The organism is Desulforamulus hydrothermalis Lam5 = DSM 18033, assembly GCF_000315365.1.
Taxonomy (GTDB): domain Bacteria; phylum Bacillota; class Desulfotomaculia; order Desulfotomaculales; family Desulfotomaculaceae; genus Desulfotomaculum; species Desulfotomaculum hydrothermale.
This window is the reverse complement of the sequence record NZ_CAOS01000003.1, coordinates 593,487-614,972: the sequence shown is the minus strand read 5'-3', so window position 1 is coordinate 614,972 and position 21,486 is coordinate 593,487. Positions and strand designations below refer to the sequence as shown.

Sequence of the window (21,486 nt, the reverse complement as noted above, 5' to 3'; positions counted from 1 at the left end):
TATGAAATTAAGCAAGTGGCCGCTGTTGTTGTGCCTGTTGTTTGTTATTGTGTGCGCTGTGCCGGCCGGAGCCGCCGAACAGGTGGCCCCGGGTATCCGTCAGTGGTCCTTTGAGCGAACCAACTGGGATGGCAAACCTGTAAAAGGTTATGTGCTGGAGGTTAACCCGTTGCAAAAAAATACCGAAATCCGCGTGGTGCCCGGCCATGAAGTGCTGGGCAGCAAGGAAACCCTCAGCAGCATGGCTGAACGCACCGGGGCAGTGGCTGCTGTTAACGGTGGTTTTTTTGATACGGTAAGCGGTTTGCCGGTGGGTAACCTGTTCATTGACGGCCAAGCCGAGTATATTTCGGATATTTTGCGCACCTCCCTGGCCTTTGCCTACGACGGCAGTGTTAAGATGGGCTACCTTAATCCCAAGCTGTTTGTGGAAGTTGCCGGCCAGGGCAGGCTGGCGGTGCAAGGCATCAACCTGCGGGCGCCGGGCGACGGCCTGGTGCTGTATTCCCGGGCCTATGGCCAGGCGGCGCCGGGTGATGCCCGGGTGTTCCTGGCACCGGCCGGGGGCGGGCTGTTTTTGGTGCAGCCGGCCGGCGGCAGTTTGCCGCCGGCAGGTGGTTATGTGCTGAGCGGTTGCGGGGCTGCCGCCAGCCAGGTGATGTCCCTGCCGGCCGGCGCCAAAGTAAAGGTGGTGACAGAACTGCCGGCGGGCTGGGGCAACCTGCGCCATGCTTTATCCGCCGGCCCCCTGCTGGTGGAAGACGGTTTGCCGGTGGAACAGGCGCTCCAGGAAGGGCTGTGGGGCCAGTTGTTGAAGCCGGCGCCGCGCACCGCCCTGGGAGTCACCGCCCAGGGGAAGGTGCTGCTGGTGGTGGTGGACGGCCGCCAGGAAAGCAGCGCCGGGTTAACCCTGGAGGAACTGTCCTACCTGATGCTTGACCTGGGGGCCCGGCGGGCGGTGGCCCTGGACGGCGGCGGTTCCAGCGAAATCTGGGTTAAGGGCAAAATCCTGAACAGCCCTTCCGATAAAAAGGAGCGGCCCCTGGCCAACGGACTGCTGGTGATCCGGCAAATGCCGGTATATGTTGACCGGCAGCGGCTGTATTTAGACGTGGCGCCGGTAATTGAACAGGGCCGCACCCTGGTGCCGATGCGCAAGATTTTTGAGCGGCTGGGGGTTGCTGTGGCCTGGGATGAAGCCGGCAAAACCGTGACCGCCGTTAAAGGAGATTGTACCGTTAAACTGACGGTGGGCCAAACCGCCGCACTGGTGAATAACAAAAAGGTTAAGCTGGATGTGCCGGCCAAAGTGATTAACGGCCGCACCATGGTACCCATGCGGTTTGTCAGTGAAGCCCTGGGGGCCCGGGTAAATTACCAGGCCGCCCCGGTGCAGGCCGTGTACATTGAAAGCCCGGAGGGAGGCGGCGGTGATGGTCAATAAGCTAAGAATTATTATCTGCAGCCTGCTGTGTTTTGTCTTGCCGGTGCTGCCTGCGGCGGCGGCTGAGCAGACACCGCCGGAGCTGCAGCAATTTCTCATGGAGCAGGGACAGCAGGCGGAAAACCGGCAGCCGTTCCGGCTGACGGTGGACTATATTGCCAACATCACACACAACCTGGTGGGCCATGCCCAGTTGCTGCCCAACGGCAACCTGCTGCTCTGCCGGGTGGGCGCCTGGCAGCCCGGCCTGGTTGAGGTGGATGCCCAGGGCAAAGAAGTGTGGGTATATTACGGCATCCAGGCCAACAGCGCCCTGCGGCTGCCCAACGGCAACACCCTGGTGGCGGACAGCGGGGCACCGGGAGCGCCCTATGTGCCCCGGGTGGTGGAGTTGACCCGGGAAGGCAAAAAAGCCTGGGAGTACACCCTGCCCTCCCTGGCCCAGGCGCCCCGTTATGCGGAGCGGCTGTCCAACGGCAATACCCTGGTGGTGCTGCCCTTTGCCATCCAGGAAGTAACCCCCGAGAAAAAGGTGGTGTGGCAGTACGGCCCGGGCAAACCCGGGCGGCCCGGTACGCCGGGCGGTCTGGTGCGCCCTTGGCGGGCCCACCGCCTGGCCAACGGCAACACCCTGATTGTGGACCGGGGTTATGGCGGCAACGGCCGGGTGCTGGAAGTAACTCCCGCCAAGCAGGTGGTTTGGCAGTTGGCAGCGGTACCGGCGGCTGCCTCCGGCAGCCAGCCTGCCCTGCGGGAGCCCCTGGATGCCCGGCGGCTGGCGGACGGCACCACCCTGGTAACCGATAAGAAACAGGATCTGCTTTTTTACGTTGACCCCCGGGGCCGGGTGCTGCAGACCAAAAGCTGGGCCGATCTGTATAAAACCGCAGCGGTCAGCGACCTCTGGTTTGCCCGGCCGGCGGACGACGGCAGCGTATTGATTGCCGCCACCATGGTTACCGGACGCACCCGGGTAACCGGCATAACCTGGGAATAAAAAGTGAATAACTTGAGAATGACTTGGGAAGAACTTGAGATAACTTGAAATGCCTTTGATACCTGGTAACCAAGTTGTTTATTCGCAGCAAGGGAGGCTAAAGCAGCTTGTCAAATACTTAGGCTAAAGACAGTTAATTTTATGTTAACCCAAAATTGTTACAATGGCAGCAGAGGTGATAATCTTGTGAGAAAAAAAATAACGTTATGGCTGGTTTTAATTATGGCTGCCGGCTTGCTGGTGATGGGCTGCGGCCAATCCAAAACCAAAGTGGAAGTAAAAACACCGGAAGAAGCGGCCAGGATGGAGGGTGACCCGGTACAAAACCTGATCATTAAAGAAAGGGAATGGCTGGGCCGCCTGGATGCGGAGCATGCTAAAATCGGCTCGTTATTTAGCGCCTGGCAGCAGGGTCAGGCCACCCGGGAAGATTTTATGCAGCAGTTAACAAAATCGAAAAGGGTTGTCAGGGGTTTAATTAAGGAATACGATTTGCACATGGAGGTTAACAGCTTCCCGGAGGACAAGAAAAACCAGGCCGTCTATCAGGAGGGTCTGGCCTACGGGGATAAATTGCGCACCGCTGTCAATAATTTTATCTTTATGGCCACCGAAGGGGTTATGGATGCCGAAACCAAGCAGTTGAAGCCGCTGACGGATGAGCAAGTTAAAGAGCTGTATCAGAAGTATATGGTGGAAAAATATGAGGATTACAAGGCCAAGCTGACAGCCGTGTTGGAAAAGAACAAATAAAGCCGGGCAGCTTCTGGCTTGGCCTGGTTGCTGACAAATGTTGCAAAAAAATTCGAGGTGGTTTTATGATCCCCTGCCAGCGACTTGTCGAAGCACCGGTCACAGCACTTGATGAGCGAAGTAGCCATTGGGGTGGCGCCCACAGGACGTGGGCGCCAGCCGAACCGGGCCAGGATGGCCCGTTTGAGGCGACCCCAATGGCGACCGTAGCGAATCATAGTGCTGTCGGTGCGTAGACCGGAGCTAAAGGGGATCATAAACCACCGGTAAGGTTTGCCGACAGTAAGCCGGGCAGCCACAGCTGCCCGGCTTTATTTATCAAGGCGGGCGCCGAATTGCTCCAGTTTTTGCTGCAGCCAGGCGATGTCTGCCCCGGTAAACCGGCGGGGCGTCCGGTGAACGGCCAGGCTGCGGGCAGCGGCCACACCGGCTGCATCACCCAGCACCGCCAGATTGGGCAGTACCCGCAGCTCCGCCCAGGCAAAGGAGGAAATGCCGGCCGCATAGCCCGGCACCAGCAGGTTTTCGGTGCGGGCGGGCAGCAGGGCGGCGAAGGGCAGGTAAACCGGGTTAACCGGCTCGCCGCCGGCCGCCAGCCAGTCCGGCCGCAGGTGCCCGGTAACCGGCCAGCGATAGCTGCCGGCAGCCTTTAGATCGCCGGGGCAAAAGGCATTAATGTCCATCATGTAGTAGCCCAGGCCGATGCGCCGGTCGTAATGGCCGGCATCCGCCCCCTGGGCGGCGGCCGCCCCGGCCCCCTGGGCTTGCCGGGCGGTAACCGCAAACCCGGTATTCTCGCTGCCGGGGCCTGCCGCCTGCCGCAGCGGGCTGTGGACAGATTCCCGGATATATAAAACCTGGCCCACCACCGGCCGGCCCTGGCTGTCCAACACCAGCGAGGCTTCCCCAAAGCCGTACCAGCGGCCGCTGGCCGGGTCCTGCACTTTAAACTGCCGCAGGGCTTGCAAAAATTCAGGGTTCTGCAGGAGTTGCCGGGCCTTTTGCCAGGCCTGGTCGGTGGTTAAATGCCCCGGCAGCGTGTCGGACGGGTAGCGCCGGCTGCCGGCGTCCCGGTCATGGGCCCGGGCATCCACATGGAAAACCAGCAGGCAATTAACCCACCAGGTCCGGCTGTCCCGGCCGTTGCTGGCGGCGTTAACGGGTTTGATGGCAAAGCCCTGGGGGCCGTATTTATCGTTAAAGGCAATGACCTGCGGGTTGCCGGCAAACACCTGCTTGCCCCCCGCCAGCCCCCAGCTGCCTTTGGCGTCCCGCACAAATTCCCAGTCGCCGATTTGGGCAGGACGGGGCGGTGTTTGCACGCCGGTAACCTGAAACATTAAAGTGGCGGCCTGCTGCCGGGCAACCTCTCTTTCGTCCGCCGGCAGGAACTGCGGCGGCCAATCCCGGCGGCCCGTGCTGAGGGGATTGCCGGCCAACCGGGTTAAGCGGCCGTCCGGCGTGGCGTCAATAAAAATCTTACCTTTAACCCTTTGCCGGTTCTCGGCCCACACCGTTTTCCCGCTGGCTTGCCGGATAACCTTGCGCAGCCGCACCTCCTTGATCAGGTCGTTTTGCACAACAACATCCTCAATGTCATGGCCGTAAAGAATTTTTAAGTTAGGGAACCGGCTTAAATCCTCTTTAATAATTTGCGCCAGCCGGCCGGTATTGTAAAACTGCCCGGCCCGGGCATACCAGCGCCCAAAGGAGCCCTGGGTAACCAGCCGGCCCTGCCAGAGGCGGATGTCTGTAAAGTTTTGGCCGCCTACCGTGGCCAGGCCGCCCAGCTCCGGTACGGGGTCGTTTACCACCAGCAAAATTTTCTTATCCGGTGCTGCCGCCGCTGCGCTGCGGGCGGCGGCGCAGCCGTCCAAACCGGCGCCGATAATCACCACATCCGGCCGCAGCACCTGGCTTAAGGCAAACAACCCGTAGCCCAGCAGCGGCAGCAAAACAAGCAATAAAACCGGCAAGATTTTTCTCATAGCCAAAACCCTCCCATAACCAAAAGCCGGCAGCTTTCAAATTATATTTCCGTGTCGAGGCGGTTTTATGATCCCCTGCCGGCGACTTGTCGAAGCACCGGTTACAGCACATGAAATATCCTTAAAACTTGTATTTTCCGGCAGGAATCACTATAATATTGGCGAAAACAACCCTGTATAAACATTCAAACCGGAGGCTGACATGCTGGATATTAACGCTATACAACAAATTTTACCACACCGTTACCCCTTTTTGTTAGTGGACCGTATTTTAGAAGTGGAACAGGGCAAAAGAGTTGTGGGGATAAAAAATGTTACGGCCAACGAAGCCTTTTTTCAGGGCCATTTCCCCAACTACCCGGTAATGCCCGGGGTTTTAATTATTGAAGCCATGGCCCAGGTGGGGGCGGTGGCCATCCTCAGTATGCCCGAATACGCCGGCCGTATTGCCTTTTTTGCCGGCATCGATAAGGCCCGTTTCCGCCGGCAGGTGTTGCCGGGAGATACCCTGCGCATTGAGGTGGAGGTGCTGAAATTGCGCGGTTCGGTGGGCAAGAGTACGGCCAGGGCCTATGTGGGAGAAGAATTGGCTGCGGAAGCGGAACTAATGTTTGCTATGGGGCAGCAATAACAAGCGGCGAGGCGAATTTTAACCATATTGTCAGGTTAACGCTTTTGTTGTCATGTCAAAGGTTTTTTTGGGTCTATCTCAAGGTTTGCGGCCTCTTTTCTTACTGTACACGTTTGTACCTGTTGGGGTAGAATAAATAAGATTTGACATGGCAGCCCAATGGAGGGATAAATCGTGCTTAACTCTTTACCCATAGCTGTCTGCCTGGCGCTGGTTATTGCCCTTGGTGTTACCCCGTTGGTGCGCCGGGTTGCATTTCGTATCGGCGCGGTGGACCGGCCGGATCACCGCAAGGTGCACAGCAAAATTATGCCCCGCCTGGGCGGCCTGGCTGTGTTTATTGCTTTTGCGGCGACCGTTTTGCTGTTTGGTCAGTTAGATAACCGAATAATTGGTTTGCTCACAGGCGGCTGCCTGATTATTTGGCTGGGCATCCTGGACGATACCCGGGGGCTGCCCGCCAAAGTCAAGCTGGCAGGGCAGATTGCCGCTGCTGCTGCGGTGGTGCCCTTTGGTATTCAAGTGGAGTTTATCACCAACCCCTTTAACGGCCACCTGGTGCAACTGGGTGTTTGGGGGGTTCCGGTAACCGTTTTTTGGATTATTTCCGTTACCAATGCCATTAACCTGATTGACGGCCTGGACGGCCTGGCCGGCGGCACTTCCTTTATTGCCGCCCTGACCCTGGCGGCGGTGACCTGGCGGCAGGCCGGCCTGCTGGGCGGGGCCGGCTTGGAAGTGGTGGGCCTGGCCCTCATCCTGGCGGCGTCTATCCTGGGCTTTTTGCGGCATAACTTTTACCCTGCCCGCATTTTCCTGGGGGATACCGGTTCCATGTTCCTGGGTTACGCTTTAAGCGTGCTGGCGGTAATGGGTGTGGCCAAGGCCGCCACCGCCATTTCGGTTATTATTCCCATGGTAATTTTGGGCATTCCCCTGCTGGATGTGTTTTTTGCCATTTTGCGCCGCTACCAGAGCCACCGGCCCATTTTCCAGCCGGATAAGGAGCACCTGCACCACCGGATGATGGCTTTGGGCCTGTCGCACAAGCAAACGGTGCTGGCCATTTATGCCATTAACCTGGTGCTTGGCATCAGTGCGGTAATTCTCACCATGCTGACCACCAGCCAGGCGGTGCTGCTGCTGTTCATGCTGGCGGTGGCGGTGATTGTGGCCGCCAACAAGATAGGCGTCATCGGTAAGGCCGGCCGGGCCTCTGTAGCAGCAAGCCGGACTTTGCAGCAGCGGTCCTCGAAAATGTAGGGCCGCTGTTTGTTTTAGCAGTCAGAGCCATCTCTGAAAGGAAGGATACCATGCGGGTACGCAAAGCCATTATACCGGCAGCCGGCCTGGGCGTGCGGTTTTTGCCGGCCACCAAGGCGCAGCCCAAAGAAATGCTGCCCATTGTGGACACGCCCACCATCCAGTACATTGTGGAGGAAGCGGTGGCTTCCGGCATTGAAGACATCCTTATTGTTACCGGCCGCCACAAGCGGGCCATCGAGGATCATTTTGACAAGTCCCTGGAACTGGAAATGCAGCTGAGCAGCAAGCAGAAGCATGAACTGCTGGGGCTGGTGCGGGACATCAGCGAAATGGTGGATATTCACTATATCCGCCAGAAGGAGCCGCTGGGCCTGGGCCATGCGGTTTACTGCGCCCGCAAGTTTATCGGGGATGAACCCTTTGCGGTGCTGCTGGGGGACGATGTGATCCGCAGCCAGGTGCCCTGTTTAAAACAAATGCTTAACCTGTACGATGATGTGCGCTATACCGTGCTGGGGGTACAGGAGGTACCCCGGCAGCAGGTGGACAGGTACGGCATTGTGGCAGCCGCCCCGGAACGGCAGGGGGTTTGCCGCATTTACGACCTGGTGGAGAAGCCGCCGGTGGACCAGGCCCCTTCCCAACTGGCGGTGATGGGCAGGTATATCTTAACCCCCCGCATCTTTGATATTTTGGCGGCCACCCGGCCGGGCGCCGGCGGCGAGATTCAACTGACCGATGCCCTGAAAAAGCTGGTGCAGGCGGAAGCCATTTACGGCTGCTTGTTTGAGGGCAAGCGCTATGATGTGGGAGATAAGCTGGGCTATTTAAAGGCCACGGTGGAGTTTGCCCTGGAACGGCCGGATTTAGCGGCGGATTTCCGGGCATATTTAAAGGAAATTGTTAACCAAACAGTAAAGGATGAAGCGTAATCGTGCGTGTACTGGTTACCGGCGGCGCCGGCTTTATCGGCTCCCATGTGGCGGAGGCCTTGCTGGCGGCCGGCCATGAAGTGTATGTGATTGATAATTTAGCCGGCGGCAGCACAGCCAACCTGCCGCCGGGGGTTACATTTTGCCGGCAGGATATTACTGACCCGGCTGTGGTGGGGTTGGTGGGGGAAATTAAGCCCCGGGTGATCATGCACCAGGCGGCCCAGGTGGCGGTGCCGGTTTCCCTGCGGGACCCGGTGTTTGATGCCGGCGTCAATATTATCGGCACCCTGCACCTGCTGGAAGCCTGCCGGCAGCACGGTGTAGCCAAAATTGTTTTTGCGTCTTCAGCGGCTGTTTACGGCACCCCCCGCTGCCTGCCGCTGGACGAATCGCACCCGGCTGCTCCCCTGTCCGGTTACGGCGTGGCCAAATATGCGGTGGAAAAATACCTGGCTGCTTACGGGGAACTTTACGGCCTGCGCTGGACCGCCCTGCGCTATGCCAATGTATACGGCCCCCGGCAGGATGCCCAGGGCGAAGGCGGCGTGGTGGCCATCTTTATTGACCGGCTGCTGCGCCGGCAGCCGGCGGTTATTTTTGGCGACGGGCAGCAGACCCGGGACTTTGTTTATGTTAAAGATGTGGCGGCCGCCAACCTGCTGGCCATGGAGCGGGGTGACGGCCGGATTTTGAATATCAGCACCGGCCGGGCGGTGACCGTGCAGCAGTTGTATCAGTTAATCCGGCAGCAGACGGCATCCCACCTGGAGCCGGTTTACCGGCCGCCCCGGCCGGGCGACATTGTGCACAGCTATCTGGACAACCGGGCGGCGGTGGCCTGCCTGGGCTGGCAGCCCCGCTATGACCTGGCCGACGGCCTGCGGGAAACGGTGGCCTATTACTTGAATAAAAAGAATTAAGGGTTGGCTCAAGGGGATGCCAACCCTTTTATTTGCGTCAAATACATGGTAACATTCTGCGCAACAAACTGGCTGATTTAGAACGCAAGCTGTTTGGTTAATAACAAAAAACAATAAAGGTTGCCCGGTTTGGCTGCAGGGCAACCTTTTTCTGAATTTCCCTTTACGGTGGTTTGTGATTCCCGTCATAAAACACCTCGGGATTTTTGCCTAAATCGCGGCCGGCGGTTTAGGCAGCCGGCTTAGCGGCCGTTTTTGGTACTGTTTTTTGAGGCCTGTTGTTTCCTGCCCGCTGCCACATAGGCTGCCAGCATCCGGCGGCGGCGGTTGAGGGCTTTAATATCTACGGCTTTGGCCATGGTAAACCAGCTCCTGGGTAAAATTTTGCTAACTAACCATAGTATGCCCGCTAAATCGACATGATAAACCTTGCCAGTGCTGGTATAATGTGCATAATAACGGTGCCGGCATCATAAAATATATTTTGTATCAAGTGTCGGCAAGCGTTAACTGTAATTGACTTTCTTTTGTCTACAGCCTGTTTTTGTATTAACTTGTTGCGGAGGAGATAACCGTGAGTCATAAAATATCCTTTGGTACGGACGGTTGGCGGGGCATTATCGCCCAAGATTTTACCTTTGACAATGTAAGGCTGGTGGCCCGGGCGGTGGCCGCCTATATCAAGGACCGGGGCAGTGCCCGGCAGGGCCTGGTGGTGGGCCGGGATAACCGCTTCCTGGCAGAAGAATTTGCCCAGGCGGTGGCGGAAGAATTTGTGCAGCAGGGCATACCGGTATACCTGTGCTGCGGCGCAACCCCCACCCCGGTGACGGCCTACGCCATTAAAATTTACGGGGCGGCCGGGGCGGTAATGCTGACGGCCAGCCACAACCCGCCCCCCTACAACGGGCTGAAGTTTATTCCGGAATATGCCGGGCCGGCCCTGCCTCACATTACCCGACAAATTGAAGAAAACATAGCCAAACTGCTGGCGGCAGAGCCCTGTGATGCTTACCGGTCAGTACCGCCCCGGGGCCGGTACGGCAATTTGACGGACGACGTCCCAACGCCGGCTGTCGGCTGCAGCCTGCAGCAGCCCTTTCAAGCCTATGTGGAGCATGTGGCATCCCTGGTGGATCTGCCGGCCATTGGCCGGGCGGGGCTGCGGGTTGTCATCGACCCCATGTACGGGGCGGGCATTGGCTACCTGGAGCATATTTTAGGAGAAGCGGGCGTGCAGGTGGAGGTTTTCAACAATTACCGGGACCCGCTGTTTGGCGGCACCCTGCCCGAACCCACCGGCCAGTCCCTGGGCAAGCTGCAAAGCCGGGTCCAGGCCGGCGGCGCCCAGCTGGGCCTGGCCCTGGACGGGGATGCGGACCGCTTTGGCATTATTGATGCCAACGGGGCTTATATTACCCCCAACCAGTTTTTGCCCCTGCTTTATTACCACCTGCTGACCGTGAAAGGCTGGCGGGGCCCGGTGGCCCGCACGGTGGCCACCACCCACCTGCTGGACCGCATGGCGGCCAGGTACGGCCAGGCGGTGTACGAATCGCCGGTGGGCTTTAAGTACATCGGCCAAAACCTGCTGGAAAAAGGCTGCATACTGGGCGGCGAGGAAAGCGGCGGCTTATCCGTAAAGGGTCATATCCCGGAGAAAGACGGTATTTTAGCCGGCCTGCTGGCGGCCGAAATGGTGGCCTGCCATGGCCGCAGCCTCAGCGAGCTGCTGCAGCAGGTTTACGAAGAATTTGGCCGGCTGTACAGCGAGCGGCTGGATATTCACACCACGCCGGCACAAAAGGAGGCCGTGCTGCAGCGGCTGCAGGAATTTTCGCCTGCTGAGCTGGCCGGCCGGCCGGTGCAGCAAAAAATTACCATAGACGGCACCAAGCTGGTGCTGGCGGACGGCGCCTGGGTGCTTATCCGGCCTTCGGGCACCGAACCGCTGTTCCGCCTTTATGTGGAAGCCAACAGCCTGGGCCAGAAGGTGCAGCTGCAGCAGCAGGTGCAGCAGTTGCTGCAATTAAGTTAACATAATCATAGGCTGCCGCAAGGGCCGGCAGGCAAAGGCTAAAACCCCGGGCAGGATTATAATCCTGCCGGTGCCTGCCGGCGTGCCGCAACAGCGTTTGCTGAACGTGTTTGATCAAGCCGAGATCAGAGGGTTTGTCAGCAGCCCGGCTGGCAGCAAATGTTTTGACTGGCAGCATATTTCAGCCGGGTATTTTAAGTTATTTGTTTATTTAAAAGGACTTATTTACGATGCCGTCGAACAATTTTCGATGGTGTCTTTTTTATTGCCTTTTTTGTTTCCTTGGGATGTCCTGTAACGGGGTGATAACTTGTTATTTAAGCAGCGATACAAATCAAAACGCCTGGCCGGCTGCCTCAGCCTGCTGCTGGCCTGTTTGCTGTTGCCCTGGCCGGTCTGGGCAGGCGGCCTGGCGGCTTACCGGTTTGAAAATAACTTGGCCGCCGGCATGATGGGGGTACCCGGCCTGTGGTCTTTGGAGCGGGGCGCCAACGGCGCCGGCCTCACCGGCCAGGGTCAGGTGGTTGCGGTGGCGGATGCCGGGCTGGACGGCGGTTCGTGGGAAACCCTGCACCCGGATTTGCAAGACCGCCTGGTGGGAGTGAAGGATTTCAGCGGCGACGGCTGGGCTGATCCCAACGGGCACGGCACCCATATTGCCGGCAGCATTGTGGGCAGCGGCGCCCGCTCCCAGGGGAGCGTACAGGGCCTGGCCCCCGAGGCGGGCCTGTATTTTCAGGCTACTTACAATGCCAAAGAAGACAAACTGCATATTCCCTCGGTTTATGAACTGCTGCTGGATGCCTATCAGGCACCCGGCCGGCCGCGCATTCATGTGAACAGCTGGGGTGCCAGTTTCAGCGACGGCATTTACGACTGGGACACCTACAGTTTGGACAAGTTTGTCTGGGAACACCCGGATATGGTGGTTTTAAAATCCGCCGGCAACGGCTACAAAACAGCCAAACCCTTTGTCAGCTCCCCCGGGGCGGCGAAAAACGCCATTACGGTGGGGGCTGCCGAGGGGGTGCGGGGGGTGGACAGCAATTCAGACAACCCGGATCAGGTGGCGGGCTTCAGCAGCCGGGGCACCCTGGACGGCCGCCTTAAACCCGAGGTGCTGGCCCCGGGCACCTGGATATTGTCCACCCGCAAAACCCGGCCGGACACCGAACGGGACAGCTATATCGGCATGTACAACCAGTATTACGCTTACATGAGCGGCACCAGCATGGCCACCGCCCTGACGGCCGGCTCCCTGGCGCTGCTGCGCCAGTACCTGGTGCAGCGGGGCGAATCGCCCAGCGCCGCCCAACTGAAGGCGCTGCTGATTTTCGGCGCCCGCCGGCTGCCCGGCGTTTCATCGCTAGACCAGGGCTTTGGCCGGGTGGATGTGGAAACTTCCCTGCTGGCCCTGGAAAAGGGGGAGGCCCGCAGCTTGCAAAACCCGGGCCTGCAAACCGGGCAACGGGCAACCTACACCTTTACCGGCAACGGCCGGCCCTTTAAGGCAGTGCTGTCTTACACCGACTATCCCAAAACGCCGGGCATCGGCAAAGACCTGGTTAACGACCTGGATTTAAAAATTACCGGGCCGGACGGCAAGGAAATATATTGGGGCAACGGCTATATCGACGGCGACCGGCTGAACAATACGGAAGAAATTACGATTAATAAGACCCAGCCGGGCGAAACCTATACCATTGAAGTGATCGGCTGCCAGGTGGTTAAGGGGCCGCAGACCTTTGCCCTGGTTTACGGCACCCAGCCTTACCGGGGTACCCTGCAAAAGGTTAAGGACAACAGTCTGGTCTTTGCCAACGGGGATGTTTTTCAACCGGCAGCCGGGGCAACGGTGCGCCTGGTGGAAGGGAGCAAGACGGTTAAAAACGCCCGGCTGCAGGATGTGCCGCCCGGGGCGGAGGTTTACCTGGCCTTTGACGCAGCGGGCCGGGTGTGCCACCTGGATGCCCTGTACAGCACGGTTGTCAGCAAAGTACAGGCCAAAGAAGGCAGCAACCGGCTGATTATTTATGACGGCACCCGCTGGACCCTGGCGGACGAAGCCGGCATATACGTGGGGGATAATGACGTTAAGTGGTCCGAGCTGCCCATTGAAGCGACCGTTAAAATGACCGTCAACCCGGTTACCGCCCGGGTGTGGCGCATTGATATCCAGAGCCTGCCGGATCATTCACCCTATTTGCCGCTGGCCCTGCCGGATCAGGAGGTCAGGCAGGCCATCGAAAAATCCCATGCCACCGGCAAGGTGGTGCTTGCTGCCGAGGGTACCCCGGGCGAGCCGGTTACTCTGGCCTTTGGGGCGGCCATGGCGGAGGAATTGTACCGCAACGGGCGGCCGGTGGAGCTGAAGCTGCCCGGCCTCAGCGTGGAGATACCGGCGGCCGAATTTGGCCGCAACGGCCAGCCGGACCGGACAGCCCAGCTGCAGCTGCGGGTAACCTGGCAGGCGGTGGGGGATCAAGCCTTGCCCGGCACCGATCCCTTAATGTACCTGCGGCCGGCGGGTTACCTGGTGGAGCTGCGGCCGGCCATTGTCTGGCCGGACGGCAGCCAGTTGCCGGTCAGCCAGCCGAAAAACCCGGTACGGCTTACCATAACCACCCCGGTGGGCGCCACCGCCGGCTTAAATATTAAAAAAATCGGCGCTTACCGCCTTAATGAGCTGACCCGCCGGTGGGAGTTTATCAGCAGCAATTACAACCCGGATACCGGCAAGTCATCCTTTATGACGGAAAGGTTTGGCCGGTTTGCCATTCTGGAGGCCAGCCGCACCTTTAACGATATTGCCGGCCACTGGGCCCGGCCCAACATTGAAATCATGGCGGCCCGCCATGTGGTGCGGGGGGTCACCTCGGAAACCTTTGGCCCGCATGAAACGGTTACCCGGGGCCAGTTTGCCGTTATGCTGGTAAGAACCCTGGGCCTGCCGGAGGATGCCGCAGCCACCGGCTTTCAAGATGTGCCGCCGGGCTACTGGTGTGCCGGGGCGGTGGCTACCGCCGCGCAAATGGGACTGGTGGCCGGCTATGGCAACGGCACCTTCGGCCCCAACGACCCCATTACCCGGGAACAGATGGCGGCTATGCTGGTGCGGGCCCTGCGGCTTAACAGTTTGCGGGTAATCCCGGACAGCCCGCTGGCGCCGGGACTGTTTAAAGACGGCGAGAGCATCGCCCCCTGGGCCGGAACCTCGGTGGCCGTGACAGCCCAGGCCGGGCTGATGCGGGGCCGCGGCGAAGGGTTGTTTGCCCCGCAGGCCCTCACCACCCGGGCCGAGGCGGTTACGGTGCTGGTGCGGCTTTTGGCCTACCGGGAGAATAACCGGTAGGTTAGCGGATTTTCCGCCGGCCGAGTTTTTCTGCAGTTTGCGGCTTCCTCCCGCTGCCGGAAGGCGTTTCTTTTTGCCTGCCTGTTTAAAAAGGCAGGATATGGGCAACTAAAGTAGAATATACTACGATTGTTGTCGAATTCCGGCTCCAGGTTGAGCTAACGGCTAATTGGGGGGTTTTAATTTTGTCCACCGGAAAAGTCATTGCCCGGGCCACCCTGGTCATTGCGGTAATTAACCTGCTGTCCCGCATCCTGGGGTTTGTGCGGGAACAGGTGATAGCTTATATGTTTGGCGCCACCGGCGTCACCGACGCCTATGTGGTGGCCTATAACATTCCCAATGCGGTTTTTGCCATTATCATCGGCGCTCTGGCCACCGTGGTGGTGCCGGTGTTCAGCGAATACGCCGCCCAGGGCCGGCGGGAGGAGGCCTGGCGGCTGTTCAACACCGTCATTACCCTGGTGGTGATTGTTTTTTCCTTGTTTACCCTGGTGGGAGTTTGGGCGGCGCCCTTGCTGGTTAAACTGACCGCCCCGGGGTTAAGCGCCGAAGTGGCCGGGCTGGCCACCCGGCTGACCGTAATTATGCTGCCCATCCTGGTATTTTACGGTTTGTCCACCGTATTTCAGGGGCTGTTAAACGCCAACCAGGTATTTGGCATCCCGGCCCTCAGTGTCAGTGTCACCAATCTTACCATTATTGCGGCGGCCCTGACCCTGGGCAGCGTCTACGGCATCGACGGCCTGGCCGCCGGGACGGTGCTGGGGTTTGTGCTGGCCGCCCTGATGCAGCTTCCCAAACTGCGCCAGGTGGGCTTCCGCTTCCGGTTCAGCATCGACCTGCGGCATCCCGGCGTACGCCAGGTGCTGCACCTGGTGCTGCCGGTGGCCATTGGCACCTCGCTCAACCAGATTTATCTGATTATCGACCGCATCCTGGCCTCCGGCCTGGCGGAGGGCAGTATTTCCGCCCTCAACTATGCCAACCGGATTATCCTGATGCCTATTACTTTTTTTGTGCTGGCGGTGGGCACCGCCTTTTACCCTGCCATCACCACCCTGGCCGCCCGGGGGCAAAGGCAGGAACTGGCGGATACAGTGGTGCGGGCCGGCCGGATGGTTATTTTATTTTCCCTGCCGGCGGGCATCGGGCTGATGGTGCTAGCCACCCCTGTCATCAAGCTGCTGTTTGAGCACGGCCAATTTACCCCCCGGGCCACGGCGATGACCGCCTTTGCTCTCTCCATGTATGCTGTCGGCCTGGTGGGACAGGCGGCCAACATTATTCTTACCCGGGCCTTTTATGCCCAGCAGGATACCCGGACGCCGGTGAAACTGATGGCGGTTACGGTGGCCATCAACCTGGCCTTCAGCCTGCTGCTCATCGGCCCCTTAAAGCACGGCGGCCTGGCCCTGGCCAACTCCCTTGCTTCCCTGGCCAACACCGCCATGCTGGCCTGGTTCCTCAACCGGCGCCTACCCGGTTTGCTCAATGCCGGTCTGGCTAAATTTGCCGGGCAAACTGCCCTGGCCACTGCTGCCATGGCGGCCGCGGCCTGGTCGGTGCAGGCCGGGGCGGCGGGGTTGGCGGCGGCCCACGGCACCCTGGGGCTGGCGCTGCAGGTGGGGGCGGCCATCGGCACCGGTTTGCTGGTTTTTGTGGCGGCGGTGTTCCTGCTGAAAATGGAAGAAGCCACCCTGGCGGCCCGGTACGGCGGCAAATGGCTGGCCCGCCTGCGGGGCCGGCGCACCAAAACTGACCCCGGCGCATAACATGGCATAGGGGAGGTGCGTGCCATGTTAAAAGCAACCCAACTGGCAGTCAAGGATATTGTCAACCTCAGCGACGGCGCCAAACTGGGGCCGGTGAAGGATCTGCACATTGATCCGGCCACCGGACGGGTGGTGGCCCTGGTGCTGCAGGCCCCCCGCCGCTATTTCGGCCTGGTGCGGTCGGGCAAAGATATGGTGATTCCCTGGGAACTGGTGAAAAAGTTCGGCCTGGATACCGTCCTGGTGGAGCTGGAACCCATGGATCGTTCCTATTATGAAGTAAAATAAATTTGTTTGACACAAAGTACCTGCTTTGCTAAAATAAATCTGGCATTTTGCTGATATTTCTGTGCTCATCAAGAGAGGTGGAGGGACTGGCCCGATGAAACCCGGCAACCTCACGGAAGGTGCCAAATCCTGCAGGAAGCTGCTTCCTGACAGATGAGGTCAAGGTGAGAAAATGCTGGGAAAAGTAACCTCTCCTGCCGGAGAGGTTTATTTCTTGATGATAGCGGAAAAGTTAATAGAGGGAGGGAATGCCTTTGAGCAGAAAACTTTTTACTTCAGAATCCGTAACTGAAGGCCACCCTGATAAAGTGGCGGATCAAATTTCCGATGCCATATTGGATGCCATCCTGGCCAAAGACCCCATGGCCAGGGTTGCTTGCGAAACCTTTGTGACCACCGGTCTGGTGCTGGTGGGCGGGGAAATTTCCTGCAAGTGCTATGTTGATATTCCCAAAGTGGCCCGGGAAACCGTGTTGGAAATCGGTTACACCAGGGCCAAATACGGCTTTGACGGTGACACCTGCGCCGTTCTCACCGCCATTGACGAACAATCCCCCGATATTGCCATGGGTGTGGACAAGGCCCTGGAGGCAAAAACCGGCGAGATGACCGAGGAAGAAATCGAAGCCATCGGCGCCGGCGACCAGGGAATGATGTTTGGTTTCGCCACCGACGAAACACCCGAACTGATGCCCCTGCCCATCTCCCTGGCCCACCAAATGGCCCGCCGCTTGGCGGAAGTGCGCAAAACCGGCCTGGTAGACTACCTGCGGCCGGACGGCAAAACCCAGGTGACGGTGGAATACGACGGCGACCGGCCGGCCCGCATTGACACAGTGGTTATTTCCACCCAGCACCACCCGGAAGCAGAGCTGGCTGTTATTCGCCAGGATATGATTGAAAAGGTGGCCCGTTATGTGTTGCCGCCGGAGCTGGTAGACAACCAGACCCGCTTCTTCATTAACCCCACCGGCCGTTTTGTGATTGGCGGCCCCCATGGGGATGCCGGGCTCACCGGCCGTAAAATTATTGTCGATACCTACGGCGGCCGGGCCCGCCACGGCGGCGGCGCCTTCTCGGGCAAAGACCCCACCAAGGTAGACCGTTCCGCCAGCTATGCAGCCCGCTATGTGGCGAAAAACATTGTGGCCGCCGGCCTGGCCAAACGCTGCGAAGTGCAGGTGGCTTATGCCATCGGGGTAGCCCGCCCGGTATCCGTACGGGTACAAACCTTCGGCACCGGAACAGTCAGTGACGATGTAATTATCCGGCTCATCAACCGCCACTTCGACCTGCGCCCCGCCGGCATTATCAAAACCCTGGACCTGCGCCGGCCCATTTACAAACAAACCGCAGCCTACGGCCACTTTGGCCGCCCTGATTTGGACCTGCCCTGGGAGCGCACCGACAAAGCCGCCCTCCTGCGGGCAGAAGCCGGTCTCAAATAGACAAAGGCAAGCATAAACCGTTAAAGGGTTATCGGCAATCTGAGGCGCTTCACTGTCAGAGGTGAAGCGCCTTTTAATATGCCCGTAAGGGACGGGTAGCAAATTAACGGGTAAATTTTTATTTGCTTTCGACATGATGCAGCAGGGTTCTTCCCACACCTGTGTTATAATACAAAAAATGGTATGCGTGGCAAACAGTGCCTAATAAGGTCTGACCACGCATAAGGAGGCGCTGCGCATGGCGAAAAACCAGGCAGGTGAGGGCGGTTGTCTTTTGCTGAAGGAAGATTTAACCCGCTACCCGGAGTACGCCGGCAATATCATGCGGGCGGTAAAAATTAAGCTGGCCGGGGAAATGGCGGCGGGCATTGCCCACGAAATACGCAACCCCATGACCGCCGTGCGGGGGCTGCTGCAGGTGCTGGAAAAAGAAGCAGCCTGTCCCGGTTTTGCCGAATACCTGCAGGTGATGCTGCGGGAACTGGATCAGGCCAACGCCGTCATTTCCGAAGTGCTGCTGCTGGCGCCTGCCAAAGCCTCTAAGACCAGGTTGCTTCAACTCAACGACCTCTTGTTTGACCTGTTGCCTGCCATTGCCCACCAGGCCCGGCAGTCGGGCAGCCAAGTGCTGTTTGAACCGGGCAACATCCCGCCGCTGTGGCTGAACGAGCAAGAAATCAGCAAACTTATTTGCAATCTGGTATACAACGGTCTGGAAGCTATGCCGGAAGGCGGCAACCTGACCGTTAAAACCTTTCTGGACGACCCGGATGTTGTGCTGGCGGTGCAGGACCAGGGCAAAGGCATCAAGGTGGATGTGCTGAACAAGCTGGGGATACCGTTTTTTACCACCAAAGACCATGGTACCGGCCTGGGCCTGGCGGTTTGCTACAGCGTTGCCGCCCGGCACAATGCCAATATTGTGGTGGAAACCGGCACTAAAGGCAGCACCTTCCTGGTCCGTTTTCAACCTCAACCATAAGTTACCGCTCACCCCCTGTGTTGGCGTAAACATACTCTAAAACACAGGGGGTGTTGTTATGTGGGAGACTGTCTGCTTTTTGCTTATTTTAATCCTGGCCTGCTACGGTGTGTTTTACCTGGTGCAGGACCTGGGCCGCCTGGTCAGGCACCGGCCCGGACCGCCGGTGAGCCTGCTGGTGGTGCTGCAGGACAGGGCGGCGGATGCGGAGTACCTGATGCGCCGGCTGGCGGCCTGGCGCACCCAGCAGTGGGTAAATTTTGACGTGGTGGTGGTGGATGACGGTTCCCGGGATGATACAGCGGGTATTCTCAGGGGGCTGCAGGGCAACCTGGCCTTTCGCCTGGTAACCCTGGAACCGGCTGCGGCGGCTGAACAGTCCGGCCAACCGGACCGGGCCCTGCTTAACGGGCTGCTGTACTGCCATAATGCCCTGGTGTGGGTGGTGGATTTGCGCAAACTGCCCAGCGCCATGCTGGCGGAAAAGGTTTTTCGTGTATTTTTCTGCCAGGGCTGGAGGTAAATTACCATTTATTGTCGAATATTGCAGATTGAAGGAGGTGGCTGTCATGGCCCGACCGGGCGGCTTCGGCTTAATATATACGTGGCTTGTGATTGGGCTTGGCTTTGGCTGGCTGTGGCTGGTGTTTCCCGGGCTTAACCTGGATCAGGGGAGTACCCTGGCCCTGCTGCTTGCCCTGGGCATCCTGGCGGAGTGGCTGGCGGTTCCTCTGGCCCGGGGCTACCTGTCCGGCAGCTACATAGTTGTGGCGGCCTGCCAACTGACCTGCGGCGGGGCGGCCACCGCCTGGGTCACCGGCCTGGTGGCCCTGCTGGGGCTGGGCATTGCCAACCGCGGCAACCCCCTGCGCACCATCCTGTTTAACAGCGCGCAGCACGTTTTAGCGGCGGCGCTGGCGGATGCCGCCTACCGGCTGGCAACCGGCCAGGTGTTGCCCGTCCTTATTTTTACCGTTGTATATTTTATGGTCAACCACCTGCTGGTTTATCTTTACCTGCTGCCCGGGCGCCGGGATCACCCGGATATATTTGGCTGGGATGCCCTGCGCTGGGACGCTTATACATATCTTTTAACCACCCCTTACGGTATCTTGATGGCCGCCCTTTTTGACAAAGCGGGCACCGGCTGGGCGGCGCTGTTGTTCCTGCCGGTGCCGGTGGCCCAGGTAATCCTGCGCAAATATGTGCACATGGAACTGGCCAACCGGCAACTGACCGCCCTTTACCAGGTGGCCCGGCGGTTGCGGCAGGAGGTTGCGCCGGATGATTTTTTTCAAGTATTTTTGCAGGAATGCCGGCGCTTTCTGACCTTTCAAGGGGCGGTGCTGTATTTCCGGTCGCCCCGGCGGCAGTTGTTTTTGCCCTGTGCCGCCCAGGGGCCCTGGCGGGCTGAACTGGGCAGCAGCGTGGTGGTTCCCGGCGAGGGCCTGCTGGGACAAGCCCTGATTAACCGGCAGCCGTTGGTGATAGAGGATGTGCGCAAAGAAGTTGACCAGGCTGCGGCAGGCCCTTGCCGGCATTTCCGGTCAGTGCTGGCGGTTCCCCTGCTGGCCCGGGGGGAAGCAAGCGGCCTGTTGGTGCTGGGCGACACCCGGCCGGGCCTTTATGAGGAAAAGCAGGGTCAAATTGTCAGTATCATGGGCAGCCAGGTGGCTATGCTGCTGGCTAACGAAATGCTGGCCGAGCAGTTGCAGCAGATGGCGGTGGTTGACCCGCTGACCGGTTTGTTTAACCACCGCCGGTTTTACCGCCAGGCGGTAAACCGGCTGCTGGGCCTGGCCCCCGGGGAAACGGCTGCCCTGCTGCTGGCCGGCGTTGATGAACTGCCGCTGCTGAACGCCCGTTACGGGCATGGGGCGGGGGATGCGGTTTTGCAAGCTGCTGCCGGGGTGCTGCGGGATATCAGCCGCCCCGATTGCCTGTTGGGCCGCTACAGCGGCAGCCGGCTGGCTGCTCTGGTGCCCGGCTGCGACACAGCGGCCGCCCTGCAGCTGGCCGAGCGGCTGCGGGCAGCTGCCCGGGACTGCCGGGTGGCGGAAAATTCGCCCCAGCCGCTTAGGTTAACGCTGGCGGTGGGGGTGGCGGTGTTTCCCCAGGATACCAACCGGCCGGACCGGCTTTTCCTGGCCGCCGAACAAGCGCTGGCCCGGGCCGGGGAGCTGGGCCGGGACCGGGCCATTGCCTACAGCCAGACGGTAAAATTAAAAGCAAACCGGGATCCAACTTCAGCAGTTACTTAAAGTGGCATGCCCACTTGCAGCAAGTGGCTGCTGTGCGGGCAGTCAGGCTGCCCGGTTGCGGCAAGTTGAACCTCAACCTGCCGCAACCGGGCTTTTTTCTTTTGGGCAGGAAACCGCTACAATCAGTTTAAGCGCTGAAATCAAACGGGGCCGGCCCCAAATAAAAAGGAGGAAATGCAATGGCAGTGGTAAAACAGCCCTTTTCTTGCAGCCTGAAGTTGCGCTACCAGAAAGGCGTCAACGCTAACGGCGATCCGGTTTACGTAAACAGAACCTATCAGCGGGTAAAACTGACCGCCGGCGACCAGGCCATCTATGAGGTAGCCCAGGCCATCAGCAGCCTGCAGGCGCAAACCTTGCTGGGTGTTTACCGGGTGGATGACGGCGAGTTAATCAACCAATAATCTA

18 protein-coding genes and 1 riboswitch are annotated in these 21,486 nt (G+C 59.2%); of the genes, 16 read left to right on the top strand and 2 right to left on the bottom strand.

The genetic code is table 11. The annotated features are described in order from the left end of the window. Nucleotide 1: 1 nt before the first annotated feature. The 3 genes from DESHY_RS03875 to DESHY_RS03865 all read left to right on the top strand — a co-directional run bounded on the left by DESHY_RS03875 (nt 2) and on the right by DESHY_RS03865 (nt 3,194). Complete coding sequence (locus DESHY_RS03875) at nt 2-1,444, top strand: phosphodiester glycosidase family protein (protein ID WP_008410555.1); 1,443 nt, start codon at nt 2-4, stop codon at nt 1,442-1,444. Further along, nucleotides 1,434-2,441, top strand: a complete 1,008-nt coding sequence (locus tag DESHY_RS03870) for a hypothetical protein (RefSeq protein WP_048817839.1) — start codon at nt 1,434-1,436, stop codon at nt 2,439-2,441. The genes DESHY_RS03875 and DESHY_RS03870 overlap by 11 nt, the downstream gene beginning before the upstream one ends. A gap of 186 nt (nt 2,442-2,627) precedes the next feature. Next, on the top strand, nt 2,628-3,194 hold the full coding sequence (locus DESHY_RS03865; protein WP_008410552.1) for a hypothetical protein: 567 nt from the start codon (nt 2,628-2,630) through the stop codon (nt 3,192-3,194). On the opposite strand, the gene DESHY_RS14085 is transcribed toward DESHY_RS03865, so the two are convergent. Together DESHY_RS14085 and DESHY_RS03860 are read right to left on the bottom strand one after the other, a co-directional pair. Then, nucleotides 3,152-3,451, bottom strand: coding sequence for a hypothetical protein (locus DESHY_RS14085; protein WP_162470931.1), 300 nt, complete (start codon nt 3,449-3,451; stop codon nt 3,152-3,154). The genes DESHY_RS03865 and DESHY_RS14085 overlap by 43 nt on opposite strands. Before the next feature lie 54 nt (nt 3,452-3,505). Next, nucleotides 3,506-5,182: an FAD-dependent oxidoreductase gene (locus DESHY_RS03860; RefSeq protein WP_008410551.1), complete on the bottom strand. Its 1,677-nt coding sequence runs from the start codon at nt 5,180-5,182 to the stop codon at nt 3,506-3,508. 202 nt (nt 5,183-5,384) lie between these two features. On the opposite strand from DESHY_RS03860, the gene fabZ reads away from it, so the two are divergent. From fabZ to DESHY_RS03790, 13 genes are all read left to right on the top strand, one after another. Further along, the gene (gene fabZ / locus DESHY_RS03855) at nt 5,385-5,813 is read left to right on the top strand and encodes a 3-hydroxyacyl-ACP dehydratase FabZ (RefSeq protein WP_008410549.1); all 429 of its coding nucleotides are present in this window, start codon (nt 5,385-5,387) and stop codon (nt 5,811-5,813) included. Between the two features lie 174 nt (nt 5,814-5,987). Next, nucleotides 5,988-7,076, top strand: a complete 1,089-nt coding sequence (locus DESHY_RS03850) for a glycosyltransferase family 4 protein (RefSeq protein WP_008410547.1) — start codon at nt 5,988-5,990, stop codon at nt 7,074-7,076. A gap of 50 nt (nt 7,077-7,126) precedes the next feature. After that, nucleotides 7,127-8,011, top strand: a complete 885-nt coding sequence (gene galU, locus DESHY_RS03845) for a UTP--glucose-1-phosphate uridylyltransferase GalU (RefSeq protein WP_008410546.1) — start codon at nt 7,127-7,129, stop codon at nt 8,009-8,011. A 2-nt stretch (nt 8,012-8,013) separates the two neighbouring features. Further along, nucleotides 8,014-8,934, top strand: coding sequence for an NAD-dependent epimerase/dehydratase family protein (locus tag DESHY_RS03840; RefSeq protein WP_008410545.1), 921 nt, complete (start codon nt 8,014-8,016; stop codon nt 8,932-8,934). Between the two features lie 574 nt (nt 8,935-9,508). Then, nucleotides 9,509-10,972 (top strand): phosphoglucomutase/phosphomannomutase family protein, encoded by a 1,464-nt coding sequence (locus tag DESHY_RS03835; RefSeq protein ID WP_008410544.1) that lies wholly within the window; start codon nt 9,509-9,511, stop codon nt 10,970-10,972. Between the two features lie 310 nt (nt 10,973-11,282). Beyond that, a complete protein-coding gene (locus DESHY_RS03825; protein ID WP_008410542.1) occupies nt 11,283-14,324 on the top strand; it encodes a S8 family serine peptidase in 3,042 nt (1,013 codons plus the stop codon). A gap of 185 nt (nt 14,325-14,509) precedes the next feature. Next, a complete protein-coding gene (murJ, locus tag DESHY_RS03820; RefSeq protein WP_008410541.1) occupies nt 14,510-16,099 on the top strand; it encodes a murein biosynthesis integral membrane protein MurJ in 1,590 nt (529 codons plus the stop codon). A 24-nt stretch (nt 16,100-16,123) separates the two neighbouring features. Next, on the top strand, nt 16,124-16,387 hold the full coding sequence (locus DESHY_RS03815) for a YlmC/YmxH family sporulation protein (RefSeq protein WP_008410539.1): 264 nt from the start codon (nt 16,124-16,126) through the stop codon (nt 16,385-16,387). Nucleotides 16,388-16,449: 62 nt separating this feature from the next. Beyond that, nucleotides 16,450-16,547: riboswitch (SAM riboswitch) on the top strand. A gap of 94 nt (nt 16,548-16,641) precedes the next feature. Continuing rightward, nucleotides 16,642-17,835, top strand: a complete 1,194-nt coding sequence (gene metK, locus DESHY_RS03810; protein WP_048817838.1) for a methionine adenosyltransferase — start codon at nt 16,642-16,644, stop codon at nt 17,833-17,835. 238 nt (nt 17,836-18,073) lie between these two features. Further along, nucleotides 18,074-18,817, top strand: coding sequence for an ATP-binding protein (locus tag DESHY_RS03805; protein ID WP_008410537.1), 744 nt, complete (start codon nt 18,074-18,076; stop codon nt 18,815-18,817). A gap of 58 nt (nt 18,818-18,875) precedes the next feature. Then, nucleotides 18,876-19,340 (top strand): glycosyltransferase, encoded by a 465-nt coding sequence (locus DESHY_RS03800; RefSeq protein ID WP_008410536.1) that lies wholly within the window; start codon nt 18,876-18,878, stop codon nt 19,338-19,340. Between the two features lie 46 nt (nt 19,341-19,386). Beyond that, entirely contained in the window at nt 19,387-21,078 is a 1,692-nt protein-coding gene (locus DESHY_RS03795; protein WP_008410535.1) for a GGDEF domain-containing protein, read from the top strand. Nucleotides 21,079-21,257: 179 nt separating this feature from the next. Further along, nucleotides 21,258-21,482 carry a DUF1659 domain-containing protein gene (locus tag DESHY_RS03790; RefSeq protein WP_008410534.1) on the top strand — a complete coding sequence of 75 codons (225 nt, stop codon included), beginning with the start codon at nt 21,258-21,260 and terminating at the stop codon, nt 21,480-21,482. Nucleotides 21,483-21,486 lie beyond the last annotated feature (4 nt).

Excerpts from the sequence above, each read along its gene's own strand:
- fabZ (WP_008410549.1), top strand. The coding sequence starts at position 5,385 with ATGCTGGATATTAACGCTATACAACAAATTTTACCACACCGTTACCCC.
- DESHY_RS03800 (WP_008410536.1), top strand. The coding sequence starts at position 18,876 with ATGTGGGAGACTGTCTGCTTTTTGCTTATTTTAATCCTGGCCTGCTAC.
- DESHY_RS03875 (WP_008410555.1), top strand. The coding sequence starts at position 2 with ATGAAATTAAGCAAGTGGCCGCTGTTGTTGTGCCTGTTGTTTGTTATT.
- DESHY_RS14085 (WP_162470931.1), bottom strand. The coding sequence starts at position 3,451 with ATGATCCCCTTTAGCTCCGGTCTACGCACCGACAGCACTATGATTCGC.
- DESHY_RS03795 (WP_008410535.1), top strand. The coding sequence starts at position 19,387 with ATGGCCCGACCGGGCGGCTTCGGCTTAATATATACGTGGCTTGTGATT.
- DESHY_RS03870 (WP_048817839.1), top strand. The coding sequence starts at position 1,434 with ATGGTCAATAAGCTAAGAATTATTATCTGCAGCCTGCTGTGTTTTGTC.
- galU (WP_008410546.1), top strand. The coding sequence starts at position 7,127 with ATGCGGGTACGCAAAGCCATTATACCGGCAGCCGGCCTGGGCGTGCGG.
- DESHY_RS03805 (WP_008410537.1), top strand. The coding sequence starts at position 18,074 with ATGGCGAAAAACCAGGCAGGTGAGGGCGGTTGTCTTTTGCTGAAGGAA.
- DESHY_RS03790 (WP_008410534.1), top strand. The coding sequence starts at position 21,258 with ATGGCAGTGGTAAAACAGCCCTTTTCTTGCAGCCTGAAGTTGCGCTAC.
- DESHY_RS03860 (WP_008410551.1), bottom strand. The coding sequence starts at position 5,182 with ATGAGAAAAATCTTGCCGGTTTTATTGCTTGTTTTGCTGCCGCTGCTG.
- DESHY_RS03815 (WP_008410539.1), top strand. The coding sequence starts at position 16,124 with ATGTTAAAAGCAACCCAACTGGCAGTCAAGGATATTGTCAACCTCAGC.